We start from the raw sequence: 25,370 nt of genomic DNA, 5'->3' as shown, positions 1-25,370 counted from the left end.
AGTCTGCTCCAAAAACAAAATTAATGACATAACTTTACACTTTACAAGCATTATTTATAAATAAAAAAGGCTTAGAGTAATATGTAAGTTTACGATCTGTTACCATATTGGTTATGTGATGGATCGGGCTTAATTCAACAATAATAAAATGCTTTTTTCGGGGGAAACCTATATGAGTAATTGGAGCTCGACACAACGTCACGTGGCATTTGCCTCTTTCGCTAGTTGGTCGCTTGATGCGTTTGACTTTTTTATTTTGGTATTCGTGTTAAGTGATTTAGCAAAAAACTTCCATAACTCCATTTCTGATGTTGCCGTTACGATAATGCTGACACTAGCTGTGCGTCCAATTGGTGCGTTAATTTTTGGACGTTTGGCAGAGAAATTTGGACGTCGGCCTATTCTTATGTCGAACATTGTCCTTTTTTCAGTATTTGAATTGCTTTCTGCTTGGTCGCCCTCATTTGAGGCCTTTATGGCGTTTCGTATTTTATACGGTATCGCTATGGGGGGAATCTGGGGTGTGGCATCGGCGTTAGCAATGGAGACGATCCCTAGTAAATCTCGTGGCTTTATGTCCGGTATGTTCCAAGCGGGCTATCCTGCGGGCTATTTACTTGCTTCTATCATCTTTGGGTTGTTTTATACCCATGTAGGCTGGCGTGGTATGTTCATTATTGGTGCCTTGCCGATTTTGATGCTTCCTTATATTTACTTCAAAGTGCCAGAGTCTCCTGTTTGGTTGGCGAATCAGGTAGTCAAAGAGAACGTGTCTATTATTGGTACCATTAAGGATAATTGGCGTGTTTGTGGTTTTATGGTGTTGTTAATGACATGCTTTAACTTCCTCAGCCACGGTTCTCAAGATTTGTATCCAACGTTCATGAAAGTGCAACATGGGTTTGATGCACATACTGTGAGTATCATAGCGATCTGTTATAACATCTCTGCCATTATCGGTGGTATATTCTTTGGTTCTTTATCTGAACGTATTGGTCGTAAGAAAGCCATTATGTTTGCCGCTTTGCTGGCGTTGCCAGTGATTCCATTATGGGCTTTCTCTACTGGCTCTGTCTCCATTGGTATTGGCGCATTCTTAATGCAATTTATGGTTCAAGGGGCTTGGGGTGTCGTACCAACGTATCTTAATGAGTTGGTACCTGCGAATGTTCGCGCTATTCTCCCAAGTTTTGTATACCAAATGGGTAACTTACTTGCTTCGGTCAATGCAACAATACAGACGCACATTGCGTCGGCTCATAACGGTAACTACGGTTTGGCGATGGCCATTGTTGTGGGAACGGTTGCTTTATTAATTGCTATCTTGGTATCGCGTGGTAAAGAAACACGTGGTGTCGCTATGACGGCAGAAGGGGCTAAAGTATAGAGTGTTTGTCATTCACTGAATGATGTATTAAGTAAAATAAGCATTAAGTAAAAGAGTAACCGGATAACATCTGGTTACTCTTTTTTATTTTTTGGCGCTTTTATAGTATTACTTTTTATGAGTTAACGCTTATTTCAGCTGGCAAACCGCATCGGTTTGAATGGTCAGAGTTGATTGGTAAGCGCACTCATAGGTTTTATCTTTAATAGAAGCCGTAAAGCGTACCGTCTTATCATTGGTTTCTTTATTGCTAATGACAACATTTTCTGGATTAACCCCTAGAGAGTAAGCGGCTTTTTGTTGCAGAGTCTGCTCTGTTGTCAGTTGGTTTTTAAGCGCCGCACAGGCGGTTAATTGTGTGATGGCGAGAGCAAGCAAGATACACTTTTTCATTCTATCTCCGTTTTCAGTACACCTAGACAGGCGAGTTGAACATTGTGTTATGGTACTTTTTAACGTTGTCTCTGTCCGTTATTCAATCTCTTTATTATGTTGGCTTTTCTTTTTCTCAGGGTGATTGTTTGCTTCTGTTAATCCTGCTTCACGCTGCACCGCTGCAAGAATGCCTCTTAAAATTCCAAGCTCTTGCTTTTCAGGTCGAGAACGATTGAAAAAGCGATGCAGTTTGTCGAGTACTTTTCCAGGATGATTACGAATGATGAAGTTGATGCCGTATAAGGTTTCTTCAAGGTGTTCGTAGAATCGTTCCATATCTTGTTTAAGAGGATATTCTCCCACGTCTTTATTGTGAGTAGATTTATCTTGGTTGGCCATCCATATTTCATAGGAGACAATTTGTACCGCCTGAGAAATATTCAACACAGGGTATTCATCGTTAGCATCTATGTATACTTGGCGATGGCACTGAGCAATTTCTTCATTTAATAAGCCCGTTGTTTCTCGTCCAAAAACAATGGCAACTTGGTGTTCTTTTGCTTCAGGGATAACGGTCTGGGCACATTCGCGAGCATTCATAATGGGCAGTTGGAAAGTGCGATGTCGTGCGCTTGTGCCAATGACCAAACTGCAGTCATGGATCGCCTCTTCGAGCGTATTGACGATGGTTGCGCGTTCTAATAAGTCGACTGCACCTGCCGCGCGACTAGTTGCTTCTTCCGAAGGATAGTCATTTGGATCCACTAGATATAAATTGGTTAATCCCATGTTTTTCATGGCGCGAGCGATGGCGCCAACATTTCCCGGGTGGAATGTGTTGATCAGGACAATACGGATATTACTCAGCATGGCGTTAGAAATACTCGGTGTTAGGGTCGTCTTGGCGTTAAGGATTAAGCGTGAGCGATTGCTCTGTGCTGGCAAATTTTACGTTGTCTAAGACGACTTTGCTTGTGTCATTAAATAGGAATTTTTTGCAGGCGTTATGATACAGGGAACCCGTCTCTAACACCAATCGATAGCGTCCTTCGGGAATGAAGTTTGCAGCAAAAGGCTGCTTGGCTTCAAGAAAGATGGAAAAGGGCTTTCGTCCATCATAGGATTGAAAAGTTAAAATACTTTGCTCAGGAAGATGGTTTAAGATACGAAGACGACTACTGCCATCAGCTTTTCCGATGACTTCACCCTGACTTGGAGCGGTACCTGGATAACCAATACAGCCCGTGGCAACGGCATGCTGAATGGTGCCAAAGCCAACATCTTTTGCTTGTATCCATCCGCTCACATTATTGTAGCGTACCGTTAACCATCCACCTTGTTGCTTGATGCTTTGAACATCGGTATAGGCCGGTAACTCTTGGATCGATTTCGTATTTTTATCGGGTTCAGAGTATAAATTCGTTGGAACGAGAGTATAGGCATCACCCACGCGATATTGTGGATACAAACCAGGAATATAAGTGGCCACTTTTTCTTGTTGTGTTGATCTTTGATGATCTTGCCAAAATAGTGTGGCGTAGACCCCAGAAGCGAAACAAACAATATAAGTAGCGGCTCTAAATGCGGCTTTGGCGGCATACAGGCGAACAGGCTTCGCTTGACTTGGACGATTTGCTTGAAAGCTTGGTTCATTCAGGGTACTTGGCTCATCATCAAACATATAGTAGGGCGGAATGTCGCTTGCTTGTTCTGCTGAACCTGAATTCGCCTGATAAGTCTGTGAAGAATACTGACTGTCTGAATATTTGCGCTGATTATATTGAGTTGAGTAAGAAGAGGACGCTTCATCGTTGGCATAACCTTGTGAGGTGAAGCCTTTTGAGGCCTTAAAAGCTTCTTCATACATGGCTTTAACGCGCTTTTCATTGAGAGTATTACGCGCTGCTTTGATGGCTTCTTCTCTGGCTTTTTCCTGTTGAGCACTGTTTCGCTTCATTTGCTCATAGGCTTTTTGCCGTTCTTTTATATAGGCTTCTTGTTCTTTATCTGTGGCTTTTGAGTGGGAATAATAGCGGTTTTTTGTCGTGCTACTTTCTTGGTGGAATTGATAGGGTTTCCACTCTCCTCCTTGCGAACCTTGCTTTATGGCCTGCAAGACATTTTCATAGGCGGCTTGTAAACGCTGGAAATGTTCTGTGGTATCCGTATGTGGGTTTTTATCTGGATGATAGCGTCGGGCCAGACGACGAAAAGCCGCCTTCGCCTCTTGTTCATTAGCGTGGGTAGGAATTTCCAATAATAGATAATCGTCTATTAAGCTCATGCTATCCTGATAAAAATACTCATATAAAAGAGCATTATGCATGATTTAGCGGCGCTGACAAAGGTAGATGTTTTCCAATTACTCACGCATAAGAACAACTTTTCTTGCAATCCTGTGAGCTTTCTTAAAAGATAGGCGCATTTGCAATGTATCGATTCAATTTAGGAATGTTATGAGTAATCAACTTACCCATTTGGACACTGAAGGTCATGCTCACATGGTAGATGTGTCAGATAAAGACATGACGAAACGTATGGCAAGAGCACAAGCGATTATCGAGATGAAGCCGGATACCTTGGTTAAGATTATCGAAGGGGGTTTACCAAAGGGAGACGTATTGGCAACAGCTCGTATTGCTGGTATTCAAGCGGCTAAGAAAACTTCAGATCTGATACCTTTATGTCATCCATTGATGCTAACCAAAGTGACAATCGATATAACGGTTTTGAATAAAACACAAATTCAAGTGTTGTGTTCTTGTTCCTTGAAAGGAAAAACAGGGGTGGAGATGGAAGCGCTAACCGGAGCTAGTGTGGCTGCGCTGACCCTCTACGATATGTGTAAGGCTGTCGATAAGGGGATGGTGATTAAAAATGTCTCGCTGCTGGAAAAGCAAGGTGGCAAAAGTGGCGATTGGTTAGCGACAGAACACAAAACTGATTGATAGGAGGGGGATATATGAATGAATTAAATGTGGTTTTCTTTGCGTCTCTTAAAGAGGCTCTTGGCATTGAACGTTATGTATTGGAAGGAGATTTGCCAATGACCATCAAAGAACTCAAAGCGCAATTAGCTAATCTGCTGAGAAATGGCGATGCACTATTGGATAAGGGCATTCAGTCATCCATTGATTTCGAATTTGCCCGTGATGGCGACATGGTGAAGCAAGGGACTAAAGAGGTAGCTTTTTTTCCACCTGTTACAGGTGGCTAAGATGATTAAAGTTCAACAGGAAGATTTCGATGTTCAGGCACTCTATGATGATTTAGTGGTGAATAGTGAAACCGGTGCTGTTGCGATGTTTGTTGGTCTAGTGCGCCACTTCTCATCCTTACCATCCCAAGACTGTACCTTTGAGTTAGAGCATTATCCAGGAATGACTGAGCATAATTTACAGACAATTGTCGAGGATGCTTGTTCGCGTTGGTCATTAAATGCAGTGACCGTAGTGCATCGTGTCGGCAAGTTAGCGGTACAAGATAAAATTGTCTTTGTTGGGGTGAGTGCGTCCCATCGAGCAGAAGCCTTTCAGGCCTGTGACTTTATAATGGATTATCTCAAAAGTCGGGCCGCATTTTGGAAAAAAGAAACCCAAGGGGATAAAAGTAAATGGGTGGATGCCAAGGAGCAAGACGAAGAAAGCCTAACCCGTTGGGAGTAAGGCTTTCTTGAGGGCAGGGTAGGTGTTTAGTGTGGGCGTAATGTTTTTTTGCGGCCACTGGCGTGGCGCTCACGGTATTCGGTGTCTATATAGCGATCGGTTGTTGCCATGCTGGCATGTCCTGCGTCCTCACGAACGTGCTCTTTCGGGCGAGTTTTTACATCTTCCGAGATGCCGGTGTGACGGAGCCAGTGAACGGTTGCAACGCGTAAATCTTCCGCATCGGCCTTCATGCCATCATCGCACATGCGCTGATAAGTCGTATCAAAACAAAACTGTACGATATTACGAATCTGTCTTGAGCTGGTCATGGGTCCTTGACCACGATTTTTCGGAATTAATGGGGTGTTTTCCGCAACGGTTGGTAATGGGGGGAGATCTCGGAATTGGCGATATCTCGCAAGGGCGCGCAGCATATCGTCAGAGACTGCAATGAGTCGCTCTTTATTGCCTTTTGACAGTACTTTAAACCACCAATGACCGTCTGCGTCTTTGGTGAAATCTCCCATCACGGGGGCGGATCGTTCATCGGCGACCAACTCTGAAATACGTAAGTACATCCCCAGTAGTGCGTTCATGATGAAAAGTGTGCGCTCATGGGTTGCAGGATCTTCTTCCGCCAACATTTCAGCGGTTTCAATCACATAATCCCATTGTAAATTAGAAATGCGTCTTACTTGTCGTCTTGTGACTTCTTTTTTGACGAACTTACTCTTTTGACGAATCAAAGCCACGGGGTTCTGGTGTACCGCTTCTTCTTGCATCAAAAAGCCATAATAAGATGACAGGATGGAAAAAGTTGCCCGAATGGCGGCTTGTGATAGGGAATACTTTTTTGCCACAGGAACGTCGCCATTACTGAATTCTAATTTACTGATATGACTGACAAAAGGTCGCCATTCTTTATTAGGAACACGGCGCCCCATATGTTGTTTAAAGCGAGCAACATTTTTAATGCCTATCCAGCTTTCTGGTGGTGTGATGCAAAAATGGATAAAGGCTTCGATCTGATCACGCCGTAATTGAGTTGTTGGTGTGGATTGCGTATGCCAAGACCACAGGAGTAAACGCTCAACTTCTCGACGATAGGAATTATACGTGGCTTGAGAGCCGTTATAGCTGTAGATAAAACAAAGGGCGAGTTGTAGGTCGCGTTTGTAATCTGGATCGTTTAAAAATGGCACATTCTCCTTTAGCTCAGTGGCGATGTGCTCAAACTGAGTGAAAGGGTTGGGTAGATGTTCTAGATTGTCAATTAGAGCAAACGGAGTCATGATAGTATGCATATAAGGGTTTGTTTCATCATACCAAAAAAACGCACTGAAAAAACGGTTGTTTTGTGCTTGTATGAGCCTTAGCTAGCTGGAACCTGTTGTTTTAATTTATAAAATATTCAAACCGTCCTGCTTTTTTATCATGGTTTCTATGGGGGGCGGGTATCTATAGATTAGATGCTTTTGTGTATTATTTTCCTTTCAATATTCTTCCTTTATCTTTTGATGGCTGAAAATATATTTGTATCTTTCTTGAGGGCTGTAAAAATAAAATACGGTATTAGTGTTTTTTGTCTGTTTTTTAGTGATTGTGCATGTTTGTCTCACATATAGGATAGATATGTACACGTGTGTATTAGGGGTATTTATTCTTCTATTTGTTGCTATTATTTTAATCAAGCAGCTAGATTGTAGTGGAAAGAAAATGAGCTGCTATTCGATTAATAGTAGATGGAAATGGAGTATATAATATGAATACACTTACTAAAACATTATTGGCTGTAGTTTTTTCTTGTTCCGTTGCGACGGCTGCCATGGCAGCGCCTGGTGACGCAACCTATGGTCAAATCACTAAAGCTAGAGCAGAAATTCAGTCTTTGGATCAACAGTTGATGAACAAAGGCGTTAGTGTGAGCCAATATAAAGTCAATCAGACGTTATCTCCTGTTACACAAGCGCAATTATTGCAAAATCATGAAATGAACCTACGTTTGAAGCTGAATTCATTAAACTCTCAAAATGCACAATAATATATGATTGATGCTAAAAGATAAAAAGGCCAGTATTGGATTGGCCTTTTTATATTTCTGATGATATTTATTAGAGAGTAAGGAGGGAAAGATGTATTTATTTAAAGCTATTTTAATTATGCTACTTTCTATTCCTGTTTTGTCTTTTGCACAGCAATATAATGCTGATCTTACTAATGGTGAGAATAGCATGATGAGTAAAGTAGAATTGCTGCAAAAGAGTAAAATGAAGCTGGCTGATTTGGTGAATCAGTTGGATGCTATGGGTGTTGATGTGCATCAATGTATGGATTACAAACAACCTAAAACATTATTTGAAGAGCAGATGATCGTTCAGACAAAAATCAAACATTTAGAAAATACTTTGTATAAACTGCAGAGAGCACGTTTCAACTATCAGAATCTGTATTCATCCCGATAAATGCTCTTCGAATCTATGGCTGTTGTTTAGACAGTGCCTTTTCTAGTCGTCTCGAATACCTTCTTCCTTTTCCGCTTCTTTTATCATGTCTATTTCACTTTGAGTTCGTCTGATTGACGCTTTATCCTTATCTTTGGCGTCTTGCAAGGCCCTGAAAAGCAGTCTTTGTGCTTCTTTATCCTGTCCTAAATTAAAATCAAGTAACGCCTTGTAGTTAAGCGCCATTGGAATGTTATGCTGATATCTGTAATAAGCAATATCGGCTTCCCATACCTGTTTCTTTTCATAAAGATAGCGAGGTGCCTGGGATCCTGTGTATTTAGTATGTGTAAACGTGGCGTATAATGTTCCAAAAGAAAGATCATTCGGGGCGAGATTAAGGACATTCTGAACAACTTTCAATGCTGCTTTTTTTTGTCCATCTGATTGCAGGCTAAGTGCTTTTAAATAGCTAACAAAACGATTCTGAGTATGAATTTTTGCTAAAAAGGTTAGAGCTTTTTGTGGTGACTGCTCTAAATAGGCGACTAACGCTTGAGCGAAGTTATAGGCATCCTCATTGTCTATGGATTGTAAAAGAACATAGTCTATTCTGTTGCTTAATATGGCACGGTAGGCAAGCATCGTTGCTCTAAAAAAAAGGAAATTCTGACTGCTTTCTTTTTGTTTGAGTATGCTCTCTTCTTTCTGGAAAGACATGCTATCCGCGATCCGAGTTTTAGGTAGCGGGTGGGTCGATAAAAATTCTAATTGCGGGCGCCCTAACAGGGCTTTCAACATGGCTTTAAATAAATGGTTCATACCTTGAGGGTTGAGCCCTGCTGCTTTCATATAGCGTCTGCCTTGTCGGTCTGCTTCTTGTTCTTGCTCTCGGCTATAGGTCAGTGTATTTTCTGCTTGGTTTGCCATGCCACCGATCCAGAGGGCGGATGTTGCGTCCGGGCCTGCGCCGGCTGCGGCAGCAGCGATGCTAGCACCAATCATGACCAAGGTTTTGCTTAATTCCTGGCTGGAGAATTGAGTTTGTCGTTCATAGTGATTGAGATCTAGGTGGGCAACTTCATGGGATAGCAGGCCATAAAACATATCTTCATCGGTGATCATTTCCATGATGTCTGAGTAAATAAATAAATGGTTTCCTGGAATGACGAAGGCGTTACTTTGCGTGCTGTTTAATAAGGTAATCTCGACCATTTTATTATCTAGGCCAGTGTGCGGCAAAATGGTTGCCAATGCTTGTCGTACATAATTGTAAGCGGGGGGAAAGGCAATAACTGCTTGGCTACCATTGATTTGTCGAAACCAGTGCTGCCCAACGACGTAACTCGGATTGGACAATGAACGTTCGTCTTTGCTGCTTGATAGATTGGGTAATTCAGCGCGACTTGGACTTGAAAAAGTGCTAAAAAAAACAATCACTAAGATGGCTAAGTTGGTTATAAAAGGAGAGAATGGTTTCATAATCGGCGAATGTTCTCGTCATGGAGATATGAAGGGTGATTAAAGGTAATTATGAGTGTGATGCCATAGTAGATGCAAGACAAGATGTGTGTCCTATGCCGTTACTGAAAGTTAAAATGGCGTTGAGTAAGTTACAATCAGGTCAATTATTGGCCGTGGAAGCGTGTGATGCTGGGTCATGGAAAGACATTCCTTTTTATGTGGGGCAAGTGGGACATACGTTGCGACATAAAAATGAAAAGGATGGTGTTTATATATTTGTTATTGAGAAAAAATAGAGCGGACCAGATATGTTTAAAATTGTAGATACTCTGATTAAGCGTTACTTCTCCAATGAAGAGGTTGTGGTCTTCCTACTGTTATTGATTGGGACGCTCTGTGTTCTCGCTTTTTGGGGAGGAATTTTAGCGCCGGTTTTAATCGCGATAGTACTGGCATTTTTATTACAAGGAGCCGTTGAGCGGATCAAGCGTCTTGGCGTCAGTCATACCTGGTCAGTGGTAATTGTCTTTTTGTCTTTCTTGGCAAGCTGTGTGGCGTTTATCGGCATTATGGTTCCCATTATTTGGGAACAAGCGGTTCGTTTTGTGAATGACTTACCTCGTATGATTGGGGTGATTCAACAGGCTATCGAAACCTTTGCGCAAGGCCATACCGCGCTGGTTAGCCAAAGCGCTATTGATGAGGTGGTTAATTCTTTGGCCACGGAGTTTGCCAGCGTGGGCCAGTGGATTGTGTCATATTCCATTGCCAGCATCCCTTCTTTATTCTCCATTGTGATCTATTTTATTTTAGTGCCACTGGTGATGTTCTTTTTATTAAAAGATCAGAAAGAGATACTAGGTTATATGACCTCTTGGTTGCCAAAAGAGCGTCGTATGTTGCGTAATATCGCCAATGAAATGAATGAACAAATTGCCAATTACATTCGTGGCAAAGTCATCGAAATGATTGTCGTTGCTGTTTTTACCTATATTGTTTTTGCCATTATGGGGTTGAAGTATGCTCAGTTGTTGGCTTTGCTTGTCGGCTTATCCGTACTGATTCCTTACATTGGTGCGGCGGCTGTGACCATTCCTGTTGTTGTCGTGGCTTTTTATCAATACGGTGCGAGCAGTGATTTCTGGTATTTGGTGATTGCTTACTTGGTTGTTCAAGGGTTAGACGGCAATATTCTAGTTCCTTTGCTTTTTTCTGAAGCCGTAAACTTACATCCGCTAGCCATTATCTTGGCGGTATTGTTTTTCGGCGGTATTTGGGGTTTTTGGGGGATTTTCTTTGCGATTCCATTGGCAACTTTAGTCAAAGCGATTATTAATGCTTGGCCAAGACAAAACGAGCTGCCTTCTTTATAAGGCTGGTTTGATTGGACTGTTGTTTAAATCTGTTATGTAATAAAAAACGCCATTCACTATGAACGGCGTTTTTTTGTTTCTGGTGCGGACTTTTTATTGATTATTCAGTATCCATGACACAACCGATAAATACTGAGAAGGCTGGCAGGACGATTTGTCCGTTTTCAATGTACCCAGCTGGAATGGCTTCAGGTAATACCAGCGGTGTTAATGAAAAATGACAAGAAACAATTTTCGATTGTTCGGCGGTATTGATTGCTATGTACAAAGATTTTCCGTTATAACTTCGCAAAAAAGTCAGGGTAGACACATCATGGTATAAAAACTCAATGTCGCCGTGAATCAGCTCAGGATGTCCGCGTCTTAAATGTAAAAAATCTCGATACGCATGCAGAATGGAAGAGCGTGTACCTTCTTGTTCTTCGATGGCGAGGGGCAAATGGCTTTCCGCCACGGGGAGCCAAGGAGACGTGTTACTGGTAAAGCCGCCTAGTGGCGTATTAGTCCACGGCATAGGGGTTCGACAGCCATCACGGCCTTTAAACTCAGGCCAAAAATTGATGCCGTAAGGATCAACCAGTTGTTCATAGGTTAATTCTGCTTCCGGCAGTCCCAGCTCTTCTCCTTGATACAAGCAAATACTACCGCGTAACGAAAGCAGCATGGTCATGTAGGCCTTGCTCTGATTAGGCATATGCTTGTTTTTACCCCAGCGGGTGGCTACTCGTTCCACATCGTGATTGCCGATAGACCAACAAGGCCAGCCATCCCCTAATCCTGCTTCAATGGTTTCCATGGTGTGCCGGATATGTCCCATAGAGGAATCATGGGTTAATAAATCAAAGGAATAGCACATGTGCAGTTTATCATTGCCTTGAGTGTAAGCTGCCATGGTCTTAAGTGAAAAGTCGCAGCCTACTTCGCCAACCGTGGTGGTTTGTGGATATTGATCGAGTAGTGCCCGTAGACGTTGTAAGAAGGCTATATTTTCAGGTCGTGACTTATCATATAGGTGTTGCTGATAGGCATAGGGGTTGTCTAGCCGTACACCGATACTGCCTTCGACAATCTCTTCTTTAGCAGGGTTATCACGTAGTTCGAGATCGTGGTAATAGTAGTTGGCTGTATCAAGGCGAAAGCCATCAACACCGCGTTTTAGCCAAAATTCTACCGTCGCTAAAATGGCATCGACTACGTCTGGGTTGTGAAAATTTAAGTCAGGTTGACTATCTAAAAAGTTGTGCAAGTAATATTGTTTGCGGCGACTATCCCAATGCCACGCGGGGCCACCAAAAACGGAAAGCCAGTTGTTTGGTACGGTGCCGTCTGGTTTGGCATCGGCCCAGACATACCAATCTGCCTTGTCGTTGTCATGGCTTTGCCTTGACTCTTCGAACCAAGGGTGTTGGTCGGAGGTATGATTAAGCACTTGGTCTATCATAACTTTTAAACCGTGTTTGTGCGCTTCTGCCACAAGATCGTCAAAGTCTTTGAGTGTGCCGAAGATAGGATCTACATCACAGTAATCCGATACATCGTAACCGAAGTCTTTCATAGGAGAGGTAAAAAAAGGTGATAGCCAAATAGCATCGACACCTAACGATGCAATGTAGTCTATTTTTTGGGTGATACCTGGAAGGTCTCCGATTCCATCGTTATTTGCATCAAAAAAACTACGCGGATAAATTTGGTAGATTACCGCGCCGCGCCACCACTCGATTTTGTTTTCCATACCAACCTCGTTTAATGAGATATCATTCAGGTGCTTGTTTCTTAGGGCTTGCTTTACACTAAAGTTGTTTATTATTTAAGCATAGATCTTGCCAAACTGTTGTACTTGGCGTGCGATTTCCCTCTTTTGAATGTTTTGTGCATCTTAGGCCTCTTGTCGGTGTAGTTTAATTTCCTTGAGCTGTTTTTAGTAGATCGATAAACGCTTGCCCAGCACGACTTAAGGTGCGTTGTTTGTGGTGGATAATGCCTAGCCGTCTTTCCACATTCAAGTCTGCATGATGAAGTATTACCAGTTCGTCAGTTACGAGTGTGGAGGGGAGCATAGACCATCCCCAGCCGATGTGAACGAGCATGGCGAGTGTTTCAAAGTTGTTGGTATTCATGCGCACTTTGGGTTTAAGACCTTGTTTGCCAAAGGCGCGCTCTGCAATGAGTCTGGTAAAGGTATTTTCGTTGGGTAATACGCAGGCATGATGGGCAAGGTCTTCTAGGCTAACATTCTCTATGTTAGCTAATGGATGGTCTTTGCTGACAACACAGGTCAATGGGTCTGACCAAATAGGAATGGCCTCAATTAAGTGATTTTCTTTGTCTGATAGCGTGATGATACCAATTTCCGTCAAGCCTTTTAATACTTGCTGGTAAGCATCTTCGGATTGGGTGAAGTCAATTTCCAGTTGTACGTTAGGAAAATTCTCCTGAAAGCGTTTTAATAAAGGGGGAAGTCTTCTTAATCCAATATGGTAACTGATGGCGATTCTGAGTTCACCGCTGACGTCTTCCATTTGTAGTGTCATGCTTCGCTTTATATCTTGTAAATCCTCTACAATTTTACGTGCTTTAGGCAGAAGCCTGACGCCTGCTTCTGTTAGTTGGACTTGTTTTCCAATACGGTCAAACAGCTTGGTTTCGAGGCTACTTTCAAGTGCTGCGATGCGTTTACTCACGGCTGGTTGTGTAATAAATAGAGCTAAACCCGCTTCCGAGAAAGACTTTGTTTCAGCCACTTTTATAAAGGTGAGAAGTTCTGCAATATCTAGCATTCTTAAATATTATCCAAACCATGAAAATTATGAATTTGAGTAATTTGAACAAAAGTTCTAGGATACTTCAACAGGATATTTAGGAGAGAAGTTATGTCAGCCAAAACCCTTTATGACAAGTTGTGGGATAGCCACCTTGTACAGCAACGTGATGATGGTAGTGCGTTGATTTATATTGATTTACAGCTACTTCATGAAGTAACGTCACCGCAAGCGTTTGAAGGTTTGCGATTGGCTGGTCGTAAGCCTTGGCGTGTATCATCTAGTCTAGCAACACCGGATCACAACGTTCCAACCACCAAAAACGAGCGTGTTAACGGTGTTAATGGGATTGAAGATCCTGTTTCTAAAATCCAAGTCACTACATTGGATGACAATTGCCAAGAATTCGGTATCACTGAATTCAACATGAAGGACATTCGTCAAGGTATCGTGCACGTTGTTGGGCCAGAACAAGGCGCGACGTTACCAGGTATGACGGTTGTTTGTGGTGACTCTCATACATCTACTCACGGTGCGTTTGGTGCGTTAGCACACGGTATTGGCACCTCTGAAGTGGAACATGTATTAGCCACGCAATGCTTAGTACAAAAGAAAAGCCGCAATATGCTTGTGCGTGTTGACGGTGAACTCTCGCCTTGGGTGTCTGCGAAAGATGTTGTTCTGGCGATTATTGGTGCCATTGGTACGGCTGGAGGAACAGGATACGCCATCGAATTTGGTGGTACAGGTATCCAGTCTTTATCAATGGAAGGCCGCATGACAGTATGTAATATGGCCATTGAGGCTGGTGCTCGTGTCGGATTGATTGCAGTCGATGACACCACCATAGAATACGTAAAAGGGCGTCCTTATGCACCAAAAGGAGAGCATTGGGACATGGCGGTTGAGGCTTGGAAAGACCTAGTGTCTGACAAAGACGCACAGTTTGACGAAGTCGTCGTTATCAAAGCTGAAGACATCAAGCCGCAAGTCACATGGGGCACGTCGCCAGAAATGGTTATCGCCATTGATGAGCCAATTCCTCGTCCAGAAGATCAAAAAGACCCAGTGAAAAAAGAAGGTTACGCCCGTGCTTGGAAGTACATGGGATTAGAAGGCAAAACCATGTTGTCTGATGTGGTATTAGATCGTGTGTTTATTGGTTCTTGTACGAATTCACGTATTGAAGATTTACGCATCGCAGCTGACGTGGTGAAAGGCCGTAAAGTGGCGCCGACCTTGAAGCAAGCCATTGTGGTACCGGGTTCTGGTTTGGTTAAAGCGCAGGCAGAAAAGGAAGGTTTAGACAAGATATTTGAAGCCGCAGGGTTGGAATGGCGTGAGCCAGGTTGCTCCATGTGTTTGGCTATGAATGCGGACAAATTAGGGGCTGGTGAGCACTGTGCTTCCACTTCTAACCGTAACTTTGAAGGTCGACAAGGCTTTGGTGGTCGTACCCATTTGGTGAGTCCTGCCATGGCGGCTGCCGCGGCCATCGCTGGCCATTTTGTTGATGTTAATGAGTTTGTTAAACACTAGGAGAACAGCATGCGTCCTTTTACGAAACATACAGGGTTAGCCGCTCCTTTGGATTTGGCAAACGTTGATACCGATATGATTATTCCAAAGCAGTTCTTGAAATCCATCAAGCGTACAGGATTTGGTAAAAATTTATTTGATGAGCTGCGTTATGAAGATGAAGGTAAGCCTGATCAGGAGTGTGATGGTCGTCCGATTCGTGAAGAGTTTGTTTTAAACCAACCCCGTTATCAAGGGGCAAGCGTGTTATTGGCTCGACAAAATTTTGGATGCGGTTCCAGCCGTGAACATGCGCCTTGGGCATTGGATGATTACGGTTTTCGAGCCATTATCGCCCCAAGCTTTGCCGATATTTTCTACAATAACTGTTTTAAAAATGGTTTATTGCCCATTGTCTTGGCGTCAGAAGAAGTGGACCAATTGTTCGCTGAGGTGACCGCTAAAAAAGGCGCGGAAGTGATTGTTGACCTTGAAGCTCAAACAGTGACTTCACCTTCTGGTGAGGTATTTGAGTTTTTAGTGGATACCTTCCGTAAGCATTGCTTATTAAATGGTCTGGATGATATTGGTCTGACATTGCAAAACGAAGACAGCATCCGCCGTTTTGAAGAAAAACGCATGGCAAATGCCCCTTGGTTGTTCTTATCGCGTGGCGAGTAGTATCGCGGGCTGATTGTGTTTTGAATCGTGTTTTTAGCCTTCACAAAGCGTTTTGTGAAGGCTGATTTTAAAGAATTGAGGATAAGAAAATGGCTAAGAATGTATTAATTTTGCCCGGTGATGGCATTGGTCCTGAAATCGTTGAGCAGGCCGTTCGTGTATTGGATGCGGTCAATGAGGCTTTTCATTTAGATATCACTCACGAAAGTGCGTTAGTGGGTGGGACGGCATATGACGAGACGGGCACACCTCTTCCAGAGTCCACTTTGACCAAAGCAAAAGCGGCGGATGCCATTTTATTGGGAGCAGTCGGTGGGCCTAAATGGGATAAGTTGGACATGGCGGTTCGTCCTGAAAAAGGGTTGCTGGGTTTGCGCTCTAATCTTGAATTGTTTTCGAATCTACGTCCTGCAATTCTTTACCCTCAATTGGCAGGGGCATCTAGTTTGAAGCCTGAAATCGTGGCAGGTTTAGATATCTTAATCGTTCGGGAATTAACGGGTGGTATTTATTTTGGTCAACCACGAGGTATTCGTACGCTAGAAAATGGTGAGCGTCAGGGATTTAATACTTACGTTTACAGTGAGTCTGAAATTCGTCGTATCGGTCGTTCCGCTTTTGAGGCAGCACGTCAGCGTGGCAAACGCGTTTGCTCTATCGATAAATCCAATGTATTGGAAGTGACTGTACTTTGGAAAGAAATCATGGAGGAAGTGGCAAAAGAATACCCAGATGTGGAGCTAACACATATGCTGGTAGACAATGCGGCTATGCAGTTGGTTCGCGCACCTAAGCAGTTTGATGTTATGGTAACAGGGAACATGTTTGGCGATATTTTGTCGGACGCGGCGGCGATGCTAACGGGCTCTATTGGAATGCTACCATCGGCTTCTTTGAATGCAGAGGGGCGTGGTATGTATGAACCCTGTCACGGTTCTGCTCCCGATATTGCAGGAAAAGGTATCGCAAACCCGTTGGCGACGATCCTTTCTGTTGCTATGATGTTGCGCTACTCTTTGGATGCAAAAGAGGCAGCGGATGCCATCGAGGCGGCAGTGAGCCGTGTTCTTGATCTGGGATTGAGGACATCAGACATTGCGTCTGAAGGATGTGAAACGGTTAGCACAAAAGCAATGGGTGATGCGGTACTTGACGCATTGGCTGTTGGATTGAAAGCCTAATCAAAAGGATTAGGCATTAACTTGGGATACTGCTCTTGGTATGAGTGGCCCCACCAATAAAAGGGTTTAAAACCATGTCAAAACACACTGTAGGTTTAGTCGGTTGGCGCGGAATGGTTGGTTCCGTGTTGATGCAACGTATGCGTGAAGAGAAAGATTTCGATTTGATCGAGCCTGTTTTCTTTTCCACGTCGCAAACGGGTCAAGCTGGCCCAGATATTGGTAAAGACATTTCATTGCTTCAAGACGCGAACGATATTGAGTCTTTGAAGAAAATGGATGTGATTATTACCTGTCAAGGCGGCGATTACACCAAGGCCATTTACCCTCAGTTGCGTAATGCTGGTTGGCAAGGTTACTGGATTGATGCGGCGTCTTCATTGCGTATGGATAAAGACGCTATCATTGTATTGGATCCAGTCAACCAAAAGGTCATCCAACAAGGTTTGAAAGATGGTGTAAAAACCTTTATTGGCGGTAACTGTACGGTATCATTGATGCTGCTTGCATTGGGTGGTCTGTTTGAAAAAGGCCATATTGAATGGATGACCTCCATGACTTATCAGGCTGCGTCTGGCGGTGGTGCTCGACACATGCGTGAGTTGATCAATCAAATGAGATTATTGCATGGCTCTGTTGCGTCTGAGTTAGCGGATCCGGCGAGCGCAATTCTAGAGATTGATCGTAAAGTTGCAGAGCAAATGCGTTCCAGCTCCATGCCAGTCGATCAATTTGGTGTGCCACTAGCGGGCTCACTGATTCCTTATATTGATTCTCAGCTTGAAAATGGCCAAAGCCGCGAAGAGTGGAAAGCCCAAGCAGAAACCAACAAAATTTTAGGGAATACTGGTGCGCCTATTCCAGTTGATGGTTTGTGTGTTCGTATCGGTGCCATGCGCTGCCATAGCCAAGCCTTTACCATCAAGCTGAACAAAGACATTCCGGTTGCTGATATCGAAGGTATTCTGGCCCAGCATAACGACTGGGTGAACGTAGTGCCAAATGATAAAGAAGCAACAATGAAAGGCTTAACACCAACGGTTGCCACTGGCACACTTAACATACCAGTTGGTCGTATTCGTAAGCTGAATATGGGGCCTGAATACATCAGTGCTTTCTCAGTGGGTGACCAACTACTTTGGGGGGCGGCAGAGCCACTTCGTCGTATGTTGCGCATCTTGCTAGAAGATTAATCGTTCTTGAATAGCGAGTTGATTCTTAAAAACCCGCTTTTTAAAGCGGGTTTTTTGTGTCTGGGCGTCCGTATATTTCATATTCATTGTTGTAAACAGAACTCCGCAGTATGCAAAACGTTCCCTAAAAATCATTTTCTCCAGTGGATAGCATATTGCTGTCACTCCCTGTACATTGGTTGCTCGGCCTGTTCATTTTTAAAGGTCTTTATTGGCTAATGATAACGCCTATTTGTGTTATTTTTTTGCAATATTGGCGTTCAAATAGGAGTGCTAAATGCAAGCTAAGTTTTCCGTTCAAATTGATTCCTTTCGTAAAGTAAGTCAGATTCAAGGTGCTTGGTCTGACCAAGATTATCGCGATCTTTTGAGTATTATGGACTTTGAGGATGATGTAGACAAAATGGACGCGGCTGAGCTCCGTGAGATGTGTCTGATGTCGTTAAACGATCTTGGGCCTGCAGATGCGGCAAAGGCTGTGTTGGTACATTTATTTCCAGAACTAGAAAAAGGCAAAATAGACCAAGTCAGCCACGATATGGTTGATGATCGTTCATGGGAAGAGTACCCAGACTGCATGTTGCACGAGCGTTTCTTTAATGCTTACGGTTTATTGCGTGAAGCCTTTAATGGAACCTTTGCACGTCCTACTGGTGTTGAACTAAAGATGACGGTGACAGCAGAGCATGTTGAGGACATGACGATTTTTGATGAGTCGCTGCATTCTTCCATCGTGCGTTTATTAGCCAATGGGCAGGGTGATGATGCTCTGATCAATCGTTTATATGAAGACCAAATCAAAGGGCCACAGTTCCCCGAGGCCCCCGGCCTCGTTTGGCAGTTGAAGCAAGTAATGGATGAAGGTTTAGCTCGTCAATTTAGCTTGGTTAGTTCCTATTTTTGGATGGAAAGCTTTGAGCAAGTGGAAAGTTTTGATGCCGTGTCCCATGCGGATGAAGAGGGTTAGCCTTATTTTTCTATACCTCTTGTGTGGTTAAGGCTACCAGTTGTTTATTCGATAAAGAGGTGTAGAGCACAAAGAGATCGAATAATGTTGTTAACGTGTCATTGTGGCAATGTCAGTTTGGAGTTCAGCACTATGCCCGACGAAGTGGGGGTGTGTAATTGCTCTATTTGTCGACGTTATGCTGCTGCTTGGGCGTATTTTCCTCCCGAACAGGTTCAAATCAACAGTAAAGTGAAGACTGTTTTCTATTGTTGGGGGGATCAAGAGGTTGAATTCCACCGCTGTGATTGCTGTGGCTGCTTAACTCATTATGTGACAACAGAGAAATGCCCAGATACTATTTTGGCCATTAATATGAGAATGGCGGAAAGTGATGTGCTTTCACGTATTCCTGTTCGTAAAATAGATGGCGCATCGGTTGCTTTGAAGCAGCGTGGGGTGGGTTGTTAATGGTGCTGTTTCGTATAAAAGTAGGGAATTGCTGGGACCTGTTTTAAGCATTTTCTGTTTGCTCATGCTTTTTTTATGCGGACAAGTAAGGCTATGTTGACACTGGTGTGACCTAACTCATTGTTGTGACAAATTTGTTATCAAACTTGTGAAACAATTTACAAATTTAGGATTGAAATTCATCGCAATAGTCCATAGGTTATTACTATCTACCTAACATAAGGAACCAAGACGACTTTTTTACAAAACAGCTTTCCAATAAAAATGAAGGAAATTCTCTATGTATACATTAAACATTAGCGGTCACCACGTACAATCTGGCGAAGAAGTTCAGCAGTTAGTTAAAGAGAAAATGGATCATTTGGCCCGCATTAATCAACAAATCACTAGTATTAAAGTGATATTAAATACAGAAAAGCATGAGATACATCGTTTGATAGTGGAAGCCAGTGTGCATATTCCTGGTCATGACCTTTTTGCCACGGTGAAAAACGAGCAACAATTAAAACCTGCATTAGACGCATTGGTCGCTAAATTAGAAAAGCAGTTAGTGAAACATAAAACCAAACATGCGGGTCGTCAGCATCATATTAATGCAGAAGACGTGGAGAGTATTGGAGAAAGGGAGCAACAAGCTGAGTTTGACGAATTAGTGGAAAGGGAAGTTATTTAAATATTGGTCATTATCCTTCACTTTACCTTTTAATGATCTTAAGGTGAGTGTCAACAAACCTAAGCCTCGCTAAGCGGGGCTTTTTGTTATCTATTCTTTGTCTTTTATCCTAAAACAGTATTACGGCGAGCGTTTGATCTAAAATGGTGCGTTTTAGCGGGCTAACGTTTGGTTTTAGGGCGACTAAGTGTGTTTGCTCTTTAAAAGTAGGGCGTTCTGTTAATAGTTATTGTGATGCTAAGGCCCAGACAGTCGCTTTTGTTAATGTTGTGATGCTTATTTCAAGGAAGCGTTACCTGTTTGAGGGTATTTTTTGGTAATCTTTCAAAGTTGGTCTGATTTTTGTATTAAATATAAGTACTGTTGCACCGTGGACCGATTTGGGTTTGCTAATAAAGCATGCAGATATCATAAAAAGGCAACAACCCCAATGGTTTGAATGAATCGTTGGGGTTTTTTTATGTCTAAAATTTCCTTTCTAAGATTGTGTGCGTAAGGCTCTAAACACTTCTTAAATATGTCGGAAGAAATAAAAAAGCCGATGTAGATTGCTCTACATCGGCTTTTTAACACTTGTCTAAGCTGGTTTAAGCAGTTGTTGCATCTGTCGCAATAACGCTAGATGCTTTTTTCACGTACTCGCCCATTTTGTCGAAGTTTAGGTACTTGTAGACTTCAGCAGACATGCTGTTAATCTTGTTCGCGTACTCTAAGTACTCTTCAGGCGTTGGTAGTTTGCCTAGTAGAGAGGCAACCGCAGCAAGCTCTGCTGATGCTAGGAATACGTTTGCGCCATTACCAAGGCGGTTAGGGAAGTTACGTGTTGAGGTAGAAACCACAGTGGACTTCTCGGCAACACGTGCTTGGTTACCCATACAAAGTGAACAACCAGGCATTTCCATGCGAGCACCGGCTTTACCGAAGATGCTGTAGTAGCCTTCAGCGGTCAATTGCTCAGCGTCCATCTTGGTTGGTGGTGCAACCCATAGGCGAGTTGGAACCACTTTACCAGCGGCGTCTAGAAGCTTACCAGCGGCACGGAAGTGGCCGATGTTCGTCATACAAGAACCAATGAAGACTTCGTCGATTTTCTCACCTTGAACGTCAGAAAGCAGACGAGCGTCATCAGGATCGTTTGGTGCACAAAGAACGGGTTCTTTGATGGTTTCTAGGTCGATTTCGATAACGGCTGCGTATTCAGCATCCGCATCAGCACGCATTAGACTTGGGTTAGCCAGCCATTCTTCCATGGCTTTCGCACGGCGTTCAAGGGTACGAGCATCACCGTAACCTTCAGAAATCATCCAACGTAACATGACGATGTTAGATTTTAGATATTCAGCAACTGATTCTTCAGATAGGTTGATAGTACAACCCGCAGCAGAACGCTCAGCAGAGGCGTCAGACAATTCAAACGCTTGTTCAGCTGTTAGATGCTCAAGACCTTCGATTTCTAGGATACGGCCGGAGAAGATGTTTTTCTTACCTTTCTTCTCAACGGTTAGGTAGCCTTCTTTGATGGCTTGGTAAGGAATTGCATGGACTAGGTCACGTAGTGTGATACCTGGTTGCATTTTGCCTTTAAAGCGAACTAGGACAGACTCAGGCATATCAAGAGGCATGACACCTGTTGCTGCCGCGAAAGCAACCAAACCAGAACCTGCTGGGAAAGAGATACCTAGCGGGAAGCGGGTATGAGAGTCACCACCCGTGCCCACTGTGTCAGGCAGTAACATACGGTTCAACCAAGAGTGGATGATACCGTCACCTGGGCGCAGTGATACACCACCACGGTTCATGATGAAATCAGGAAGGGTGTGGTGAGTCGTTACGTCGACTGGTTTTGGGTATGCTGCAGTGTGGCAGAAAGACTGCATAACAAGATCAGACGTAAAGCCTAGGCAAGCCAAGTCTTTTAGTTCGTCACGAGTCATTGGGCCAGTCGTATCTTGAGAACCGACGGTTGTCATCTTAGGTTCGCAGTAAGAGTTTGGACGAACACCAGGAAGACCACAGGCTTTACCAACCATTTTCTGAGCAAGCGTGAAGCCTTTATCGGAATCGGCAACGGCACCTGGAAGTGTGAACAGGTCAGTCGCACCAAGACCTAGTGATTCGCGCGCTTTGGTGGTTAAACCGCGGCCAATGATCAGAGGAATACGGCCGCCAGCACGGACTTCGTCTAGCAATACTTGAGTTTTCAACGAGAACGTGCTGATCACTTCGTCAGAGTCGTGTTTTTTCACCACGCCTTCGTATGGGTAGATGTCGATGACATCGCCCATATCCATTTTATCAACGTCCATTTCGATGGGTAGGGCGCCAGCATCTTCCATGGTGTTGAAGAAGATAGGAGCGATTTTACTACCAATACATACGCCACCAGCACGTTTGTTTGGGATGAAAGGAATGTCATCGCCCATGTGCCATAGCACAGAGTTGGTCGCTGACTTACGGCTAGAGCCTGTCCCCACAACATCGCCAACGTAAACTAAAGGATAGCCTTTTTCTTTCAATTCTAGGATTTTGCTGATTGGTCCGATTTCGCCATCCACATCGGGTGTGATGCCATCACGGGCCATTTTTAACATGGCGTTAGCATGCAGTGGGATGTCTGGGCGAGACCAAGCATCTGGCGCAGGTGATAGGTCGTCAGTGTTGGTTTCACCTGGTACTTTGAAAACGGTAAGCGTAATCTTTTCTTCCAGCTTTTTCTTGGCAGTGAACCATTCGCCGTCAGCCCAAGATTGGATGATTTGCTTAGCGAATTCGTTGCCTGCTTTTGATTTTTCTTCCACATCGTGGAAAGCATCAAAAATTAACAATGTGTGAGACAAGGCTTTTGCTGCAATAGGGGCAAGCTCTTCGATCTCAAGGCATTCGATAAGTGGTTGAATGTTGTAACCACCTAACATAGTGCCAAGAATCTCAGTAGCCAATTTTTTGTCAATCAGTGGAGAAGTTGCTTCGCCTTTTGTGATGGCAGCTAAGAAGCCTGCTTTAACGTAAGCAGCTTCGTCCACACCAGCTGGCACGCGATTTTTAAGAAGATCAAGAATAAATTCTTCTTCACCTGCTGGTGGATTCTTAAGTAGCTCGATCAAAGCAGAGGTTTGTTCTGCATCGAGAGGTGTCGGTGGAATGCTTTGTTGAGCGCGTTCCTCGACATGTTTACGGTATGCTTCTAACACAATAGTTCCCCTTAGGTTTTTACATCAGTGTATATCTTGTAACCGATGCGTTGAGGCGTAAGTTCAGATAATTCATTATTAAATGATCTGAACACAATAGAAATTTAATCCTTTGGCGTATTTTCATTTTATATAAAAAATAGGCTAAAGGCTTAATAAGTCCCATAATAATTTCGAATAGGTGACATTTAGCGGAATTATTCTGATTTAGGGGTTAGGGCGGAATCTGGAATAACACGCACGACACGGAACCCCCAGTTGCTGGCTTTGAGTTTAGGTTGCGCACGATATCGGGTAGAGCTACGACCCACTCTTGGAATGTCAAACCATGAACCACCGCGCAGTACGCGGCTATCGCATTTGTTTGATAACCAGACCTGGTTACTGGTTGGCGCGCCGTCATAATTTTTGTGGTAACAGTCTTCTACCCACTCAGCCACATTACCAAGCATGTCATATAGCCCAAATGGGTTGCTAGCTTGGCTACCGACTGGCGCGGTTGATACCCCGTCCCATTGGCTGCCGCAGCTGTCACACACACTGTAGCCGGCTTTGACTTTGTTGCCATACCAATAGCTGGTATTGGAGTTGGCTCTGGCTGAATACTCCCACTCTATTTCTGTCGGTAATCGGTACTCTTGCCCCGTTTGTTCCGATAGCCATGCCGCATAGGCCTTTGCATCGTACCAGCTGACATTAATCACGGGGCGATTGCCTCGTCCCCAGCCATTATCAGGGGGAAGTGGTCGCCCTGTTGCTTTGGCAAAGCGATCATATTGTTCAAAAGTGACTTCATATTTGCTCATATAAAAGCCCTTCGGAATCTTCACTTCATGAACGGGCCTTTCATTATCGTCGCCTATGTGTTGCTGATCTCCCATTAAAAAGGTCGAAGGGGCAATTTTCTCGACTTTAGGCGCTTTTCCGCCGTCTTTTAATGGTTCCTGTAGAACTTGTGGTAGGGCATTGAATAATTCTTCAGGTGTTTTTTCTTTGGGTGTTTCTGCTTGAGCAATAATGGGTTTCGGTGTGGGCTCTTCAGGCCATAATATCCAGGACGCAAAGGCGACTGAGGTGATCAGGCCCGCTGCGATCAGTATATTTTTACGTGCCAATAAGAGCGAACGTCTACGATCTTTTGGCGGAGTCTTTTCTTCGGCAACTTCTGGTCGGTATAGGTTTGCCCGCAATAAACGCATGACTTCCACTAAGGACTTCGGGCGATGACGCTCTGAACTGCGAGTCCAGTTTTTGAGTTTTTTCCAAGTGTCATTACTCAGATACGGATGAGAGTTGGGTAGTTGGCTGGGCTGAGTTTTATCTAAAATGGACTCACCTAATAACGCCGCCATTAGTAGGCGCATAAAGCAATAACGATCTGAAATAGGGGAGCGATTTTGTGTCTTTTTCAGATACTCAGGTGGAAATAGCCTCGGGTCCATTTCGTTATTGGTGATGCTTTCCATCCAGTGATGCGCGCCAACACCAGTCATGATACCGATGCCATTCACCACTTGAATGGCACTTAAATCCAAGTGGCCGTGGAAAAAGCTTTTTGCATGAATCTGATCTAGGGCTTTGGCAATGGTGTCAAATAGGCTGACGACCACGTTTAAGGGAGCGCCATCAGGGTATTTGCCTAAAAAACTGTACAAGCTCTCGCCACCACACACGGCGGAGCAAGAAAATACCCATAGCTTGGAATAGAAAGGTGGGTAATTTGGGGTAATCGCTGGGTGTTTTAGCTGGGCGTATTTGCGTGCATTTTGGACAAAGTCGTCAACCTTACCGCGATCTTTTTCATAAAATCGAATGACAAAGGATCTTCCACCATGATCCGCAACCCAAGATGCTTTATTCTTACTGGTTGGGTAATTTAAAACATAAGGATCCAGTTCTACGCCAACATGCTGGCCGATTTTTAATTTATTTATGTCGTAGAATTCTATCATTAATCGTTTGATGTCCAAATCAAGACAATACTGCCTATGTGTATACGATGAGGGAAGGTGACTAACGCTTTTATTGTCTCATCTTTTATGAGAATTGCTATTAGAGACTGAGAGTTAG

General features: G+C 43.6%; 24 protein-coding genes. 15 read left to right on the top strand and 9 right to left on the bottom strand.

The genetic code is table 11. The features are described from left to right. Nucleotides 1–172: 172 nt before the first annotated feature. Nucleotides 173–1,387 (top strand): MFS transporter, encoded by a 1,215-nt coding sequence (locus tag JHD45_RS07610; protein ID WP_199475911.1) that lies wholly within the window; start codon nt 173–175, stop codon nt 1,385–1,387. Between the two features lie 129 nt (nt 1,388–1,516). Here the strand turns inward: JHD45_RS07610 and JHD45_RS07605 are convergent, their stop codons facing one another. From JHD45_RS07605 to JHD45_RS07595, 3 genes are all read right to left on the bottom strand, one after another. Next, a complete protein-coding gene (locus tag JHD45_RS07605) occupies nt 1,517–1,780 on the bottom strand; it encodes a hypothetical protein (protein WP_199475910.1) in 264 nt (87 codons plus the stop codon). 78 nt (nt 1,781–1,858) lie between these two features. Next, nucleotides 1,859–2,632, bottom strand: coding sequence for a tRNA (cytosine(32)/uridine(32)-2'-O)-methyltransferase TrmJ (gene trmJ, locus JHD45_RS07600; protein ID WP_199475921.1), 774 nt, complete (start codon nt 2,630–2,632; stop codon nt 1,859–1,861). A gap of 37 nt (nt 2,633–2,669) precedes the next feature. Beyond that, a complete protein-coding gene (locus tag JHD45_RS07595; protein WP_199475909.1) occupies nt 2,670–4,046 on the bottom strand; it encodes a DnaJ domain-containing protein in 1,377 nt (458 codons plus the stop codon). Nucleotides 4,047–4,218: 172 nt separating this feature from the next. Here JHD45_RS07595 and moaC point away from each other — a divergent pair, with 172 nt between their 5' ends. Genes moaC through JHD45_RS07580 form a run of 3 tightly spaced genes read left to right on the top strand, consistent with a single transcriptional unit; the run spans nt 4,219 to nt 5,427 of the window. Then, the gene (gene moaC / locus JHD45_RS07590; RefSeq protein ID WP_199475908.1) at nt 4,219–4,710 is read left to right on the top strand and encodes a cyclic pyranopterin monophosphate synthase MoaC; all 492 of its coding nucleotides are present in this window, start codon (nt 4,219–4,221) and stop codon (nt 4,708–4,710) included. A gap of 14 nt (nt 4,711–4,724) precedes the next feature. After that, nucleotides 4,725–4,979 (top strand): MoaD/ThiS family protein, encoded by a 255-nt coding sequence (locus tag JHD45_RS07585; protein WP_199475907.1) that lies wholly within the window; start codon nt 4,725–4,727, stop codon nt 4,977–4,979. Nucleotide 4,980: 1 nt separating this feature from the next. Beyond that, entirely contained in the window at nt 4,981–5,427 is a 447-nt protein-coding gene (locus JHD45_RS07580; protein WP_199475906.1) for a molybdenum cofactor biosynthesis protein MoaE, read from the top strand. Between the two features lie 26 nt (nt 5,428–5,453). On the opposite strand, the gene JHD45_RS07575 is transcribed toward JHD45_RS07580, so the two are convergent. Next, a complete protein-coding gene (locus JHD45_RS07575; protein WP_199475905.1) occupies nt 5,454–6,701 on the bottom strand; it encodes a tyrosine-type recombinase/integrase in 1,248 nt (415 codons plus the stop codon). Nucleotides 6,702–7,171: 470 nt separating this feature from the next. Between JHD45_RS07575 and JHD45_RS07570 the strand changes: the two genes are divergently transcribed. Further along, nucleotides 7,172–7,450 carry a hypothetical protein gene (locus JHD45_RS07570; protein WP_199475904.1) on the top strand — a complete coding sequence of 93 codons (279 nt, stop codon included), beginning with the start codon at nt 7,172–7,174 and terminating at the stop codon, nt 7,448–7,450. Nucleotides 7,451–7,541: 91 nt separating this feature from the next. Next, nucleotides 7,542–7,871: a hypothetical protein gene (locus JHD45_RS07565; protein ID WP_199475903.1), complete on the top strand. Its 330-nt coding sequence runs from the start codon at nt 7,542–7,544 to the stop codon at nt 7,869–7,871. Between the two features lie 42 nt (nt 7,872–7,913). Here the strand turns inward: JHD45_RS07565 and JHD45_RS07560 are convergent, their stop codons facing one another. Further along, complete coding sequence (locus tag JHD45_RS07560) at nt 7,914–9,332, bottom strand: M48 family metalloprotease (protein ID WP_199475902.1); 1,419 nt, start codon at nt 9,330–9,332, stop codon at nt 7,914–7,916. A 35-nt stretch (nt 9,333–9,367) separates the two neighbouring features. Between JHD45_RS07560 and JHD45_RS07555 the strand changes: the two genes are divergently transcribed. Both JHD45_RS07555 and JHD45_RS07550 read left to right on the top strand, forming a co-directional pair. Further along, a complete protein-coding gene (locus JHD45_RS07555; protein WP_325097267.1) occupies nt 9,368–9,610 on the top strand; it encodes a sulfurtransferase TusA family protein in 243 nt (80 codons plus the stop codon). A 12-nt stretch (nt 9,611–9,622) separates the two neighbouring features. Next, complete coding sequence (locus JHD45_RS07550) at nt 9,623–10,687, top strand: AI-2E family transporter (protein ID WP_199475901.1); 1,065 nt, start codon at nt 9,623–9,625, stop codon at nt 10,685–10,687. A gap of 100 nt (nt 10,688–10,787) precedes the next feature. On the opposite strand, the gene JHD45_RS07545 is transcribed toward JHD45_RS07550, so the two are convergent. Next, a complete protein-coding gene (locus JHD45_RS07545; protein ID WP_199475900.1) occupies nt 10,788–12,419 on the bottom strand; it encodes an alpha-amylase family glycosyl hydrolase in 1,632 nt (543 codons plus the stop codon). Between the two features lie 166 nt (nt 12,420–12,585). Then, complete coding sequence (locus tag JHD45_RS07540) at nt 12,586–13,464, bottom strand: LysR family transcriptional regulator (protein ID WP_199475899.1); 879 nt, start codon at nt 13,462–13,464, stop codon at nt 12,586–12,588. A 93-nt stretch (nt 13,465–13,557) separates the two neighbouring features. Between JHD45_RS07540 and leuC the strand changes: the two genes are divergently transcribed. The 7 genes from leuC (at nt 13,558) to hpf (ending at nt 20,109) form a co-directional block, all read left to right on the top strand. After that, entirely contained in the window at nt 13,558–14,985 is a 1,428-nt protein-coding gene (gene leuC, locus JHD45_RS07535; protein ID WP_199475898.1) for a 3-isopropylmalate dehydratase large subunit, read from the top strand. A 9-nt stretch (nt 14,986–14,994) separates the two neighbouring features. Continuing rightward, nucleotides 14,995–15,645, top strand: coding sequence for a 3-isopropylmalate dehydratase small subunit (gene leuD / locus JHD45_RS07530; protein WP_199475897.1), 651 nt, complete (start codon nt 14,995–14,997; stop codon nt 15,643–15,645). Between the two features lie 89 nt (nt 15,646–15,734). Further along, on the top strand, nt 15,735–16,826 hold the full coding sequence (leuB, locus tag JHD45_RS07525) for a 3-isopropylmalate dehydrogenase (protein WP_199475896.1): 1,092 nt from the start codon (nt 15,735–15,737) through the stop codon (nt 16,824–16,826). 74 nt (nt 16,827–16,900) lie between these two features. Next, nucleotides 16,901–18,019 carry an aspartate-semialdehyde dehydrogenase gene (gene asd, locus JHD45_RS07520; protein ID WP_199475895.1) on the top strand — a complete coding sequence of 373 codons (1,119 nt, stop codon included), beginning with the start codon at nt 16,901–16,903 and terminating at the stop codon, nt 18,017–18,019. A gap of 277 nt (nt 18,020–18,296) precedes the next feature. Further along, nucleotides 18,297–18,986 (top strand): hypothetical protein, encoded by a 690-nt coding sequence (locus JHD45_RS07515; protein ID WP_199475894.1) that lies wholly within the window; start codon nt 18,297–18,299, stop codon nt 18,984–18,986. Nucleotides 18,987–19,070: 84 nt separating this feature from the next. Beyond that, the gene (locus JHD45_RS07510) at nt 19,071–19,436 is read left to right on the top strand and encodes a GFA family protein (protein WP_199475893.1); all 366 of its coding nucleotides are present in this window, start codon (nt 19,071–19,073) and stop codon (nt 19,434–19,436) included. A gap of 280 nt (nt 19,437–19,716) precedes the next feature. After that, on the top strand, nt 19,717–20,109 hold the full coding sequence (gene hpf, locus JHD45_RS07505; RefSeq protein ID WP_199475892.1) for a ribosome hibernation-promoting factor, HPF/YfiA family: 393 nt from the start codon (nt 19,717–19,719) through the stop codon (nt 20,107–20,109). 587 nt (nt 20,110–20,696) lie between these two features. On the opposite strand, the gene acnB is transcribed toward hpf, so the two are convergent. After that, nucleotides 20,697–23,300, bottom strand: a complete 2,604-nt coding sequence (gene acnB, locus JHD45_RS07500) for a bifunctional aconitate hydratase 2/2-methylisocitrate dehydratase (protein ID WP_199475891.1) — start codon at nt 23,298–23,300, stop codon at nt 20,697–20,699. Nucleotides 23,301–23,497: 197 nt separating this feature from the next. Further along, nucleotides 23,498–25,252 (bottom strand): formylglycine-generating enzyme family protein, encoded by a 1,755-nt coding sequence (locus JHD45_RS07495; RefSeq protein ID WP_199475890.1) that lies wholly within the window; start codon nt 25,250–25,252, stop codon nt 23,498–23,500. Nucleotides 25,253–25,370 lie beyond the last annotated feature (118 nt).

The organism is Marinomonas spartinae (genome assembly GCF_016461715.1).
Lineage (GTDB): Bacteria > Pseudomonadota > Gammaproteobacteria > Pseudomonadales > Marinomonadaceae > Marinomonas > Marinomonas spartinae_A.
Note: the sequence above shows the minus strand (reverse complement) of the source record. Positions and strands in the feature narration are given on the sequence as shown.

Coding starts and splice junctions, on each gene's coding strand:
- JHD45_RS07610 (WP_199475911.1), top strand. CDS start 173: ATGAGTAATTGGAGCTCGACACAACGTCACGTGGCATTTGCCTCTTTC.
- JHD45_RS07605 (WP_199475910.1), bottom strand. CDS start 1,780: ATGAAAAAGTGTATCTTGCTTGCTCTCGCCATCACACAATTAACCGCC.
- trmJ (WP_199475921.1), bottom strand. CDS start 2,632: ATGCTGAGTAATATCCGTATTGTCCTGATCAACACATTCCACCCGGGA.
- JHD45_RS07595 (WP_199475909.1), bottom strand. CDS start 4,046: ATGAGCTTAATAGACGATTATCTATTATTGGAAATTCCTACCCACGCT.
- moaC (WP_199475908.1), top strand. CDS start 4,219: ATGAGTAATCAACTTACCCATTTGGACACTGAAGGTCATGCTCACATG.
- JHD45_RS07585 (WP_199475907.1), top strand. CDS start 4,725: ATGAATGAATTAAATGTGGTTTTCTTTGCGTCTCTTAAAGAGGCTCTT.
- JHD45_RS07580 (WP_199475906.1), top strand. CDS start 4,981: ATGATTAAAGTTCAACAGGAAGATTTCGATGTTCAGGCACTCTATGAT.
- JHD45_RS07575 (WP_199475905.1), bottom strand. CDS start 6,701: ATGACTCCGTTTGCTCTAATTGACAATCTAGAACATCTACCCAACCCT.
- JHD45_RS07570 (WP_199475904.1), top strand. CDS start 7,172: ATGAATACACTTACTAAAACATTATTGGCTGTAGTTTTTTCTTGTTCC.
- JHD45_RS07565 (WP_199475903.1), top strand. CDS start 7,542: ATGTATTTATTTAAAGCTATTTTAATTATGCTACTTTCTATTCCTGTT.
- JHD45_RS07560 (WP_199475902.1), bottom strand. CDS start 9,332: ATGAAACCATTCTCTCCTTTTATAACCAACTTAGCCATCTTAGTGATT.
- JHD45_RS07550 (WP_199475901.1), top strand. CDS start 9,623: ATGTTTAAAATTGTAGATACTCTGATTAAGCGTTACTTCTCCAATGAA.
- JHD45_RS07545 (WP_199475900.1), bottom strand. CDS start 12,419: ATGGAAAACAAAATCGAGTGGTGGCGCGGCGCGGTAATCTACCAAATT.
- JHD45_RS07540 (WP_199475899.1), bottom strand. CDS start 13,464: ATGCTAGATATTGCAGAACTTCTCACCTTTATAAAAGTGGCTGAAACA.
- leuC (WP_199475898.1), top strand. CDS start 13,558: ATGTCAGCCAAAACCCTTTATGACAAGTTGTGGGATAGCCACCTTGTA.
- leuD (WP_199475897.1), top strand. CDS start 14,995: ATGCGTCCTTTTACGAAACATACAGGGTTAGCCGCTCCTTTGGATTTG.
- leuB (WP_199475896.1), top strand. CDS start 15,735: ATGGCTAAGAATGTATTAATTTTGCCCGGTGATGGCATTGGTCCTGAA.
- asd (WP_199475895.1), top strand. CDS start 16,901: ATGTCAAAACACACTGTAGGTTTAGTCGGTTGGCGCGGAATGGTTGGT.
- JHD45_RS07515 (WP_199475894.1), top strand. CDS start 18,297: ATGCAAGCTAAGTTTTCCGTTCAAATTGATTCCTTTCGTAAAGTAAGT.
- JHD45_RS07510 (WP_199475893.1), top strand. CDS start 19,071: ATGTTGTTAACGTGTCATTGTGGCAATGTCAGTTTGGAGTTCAGCACT.
- hpf (WP_199475892.1), top strand. CDS start 19,717: ATGTATACATTAAACATTAGCGGTCACCACGTACAATCTGGCGAAGAA.
- JHD45_RS07495 (WP_199475890.1), bottom strand. CDS start 25,252: ATGATAGAATTCTACGACATAAATAAATTAAAAATCGGCCAGCATGTT.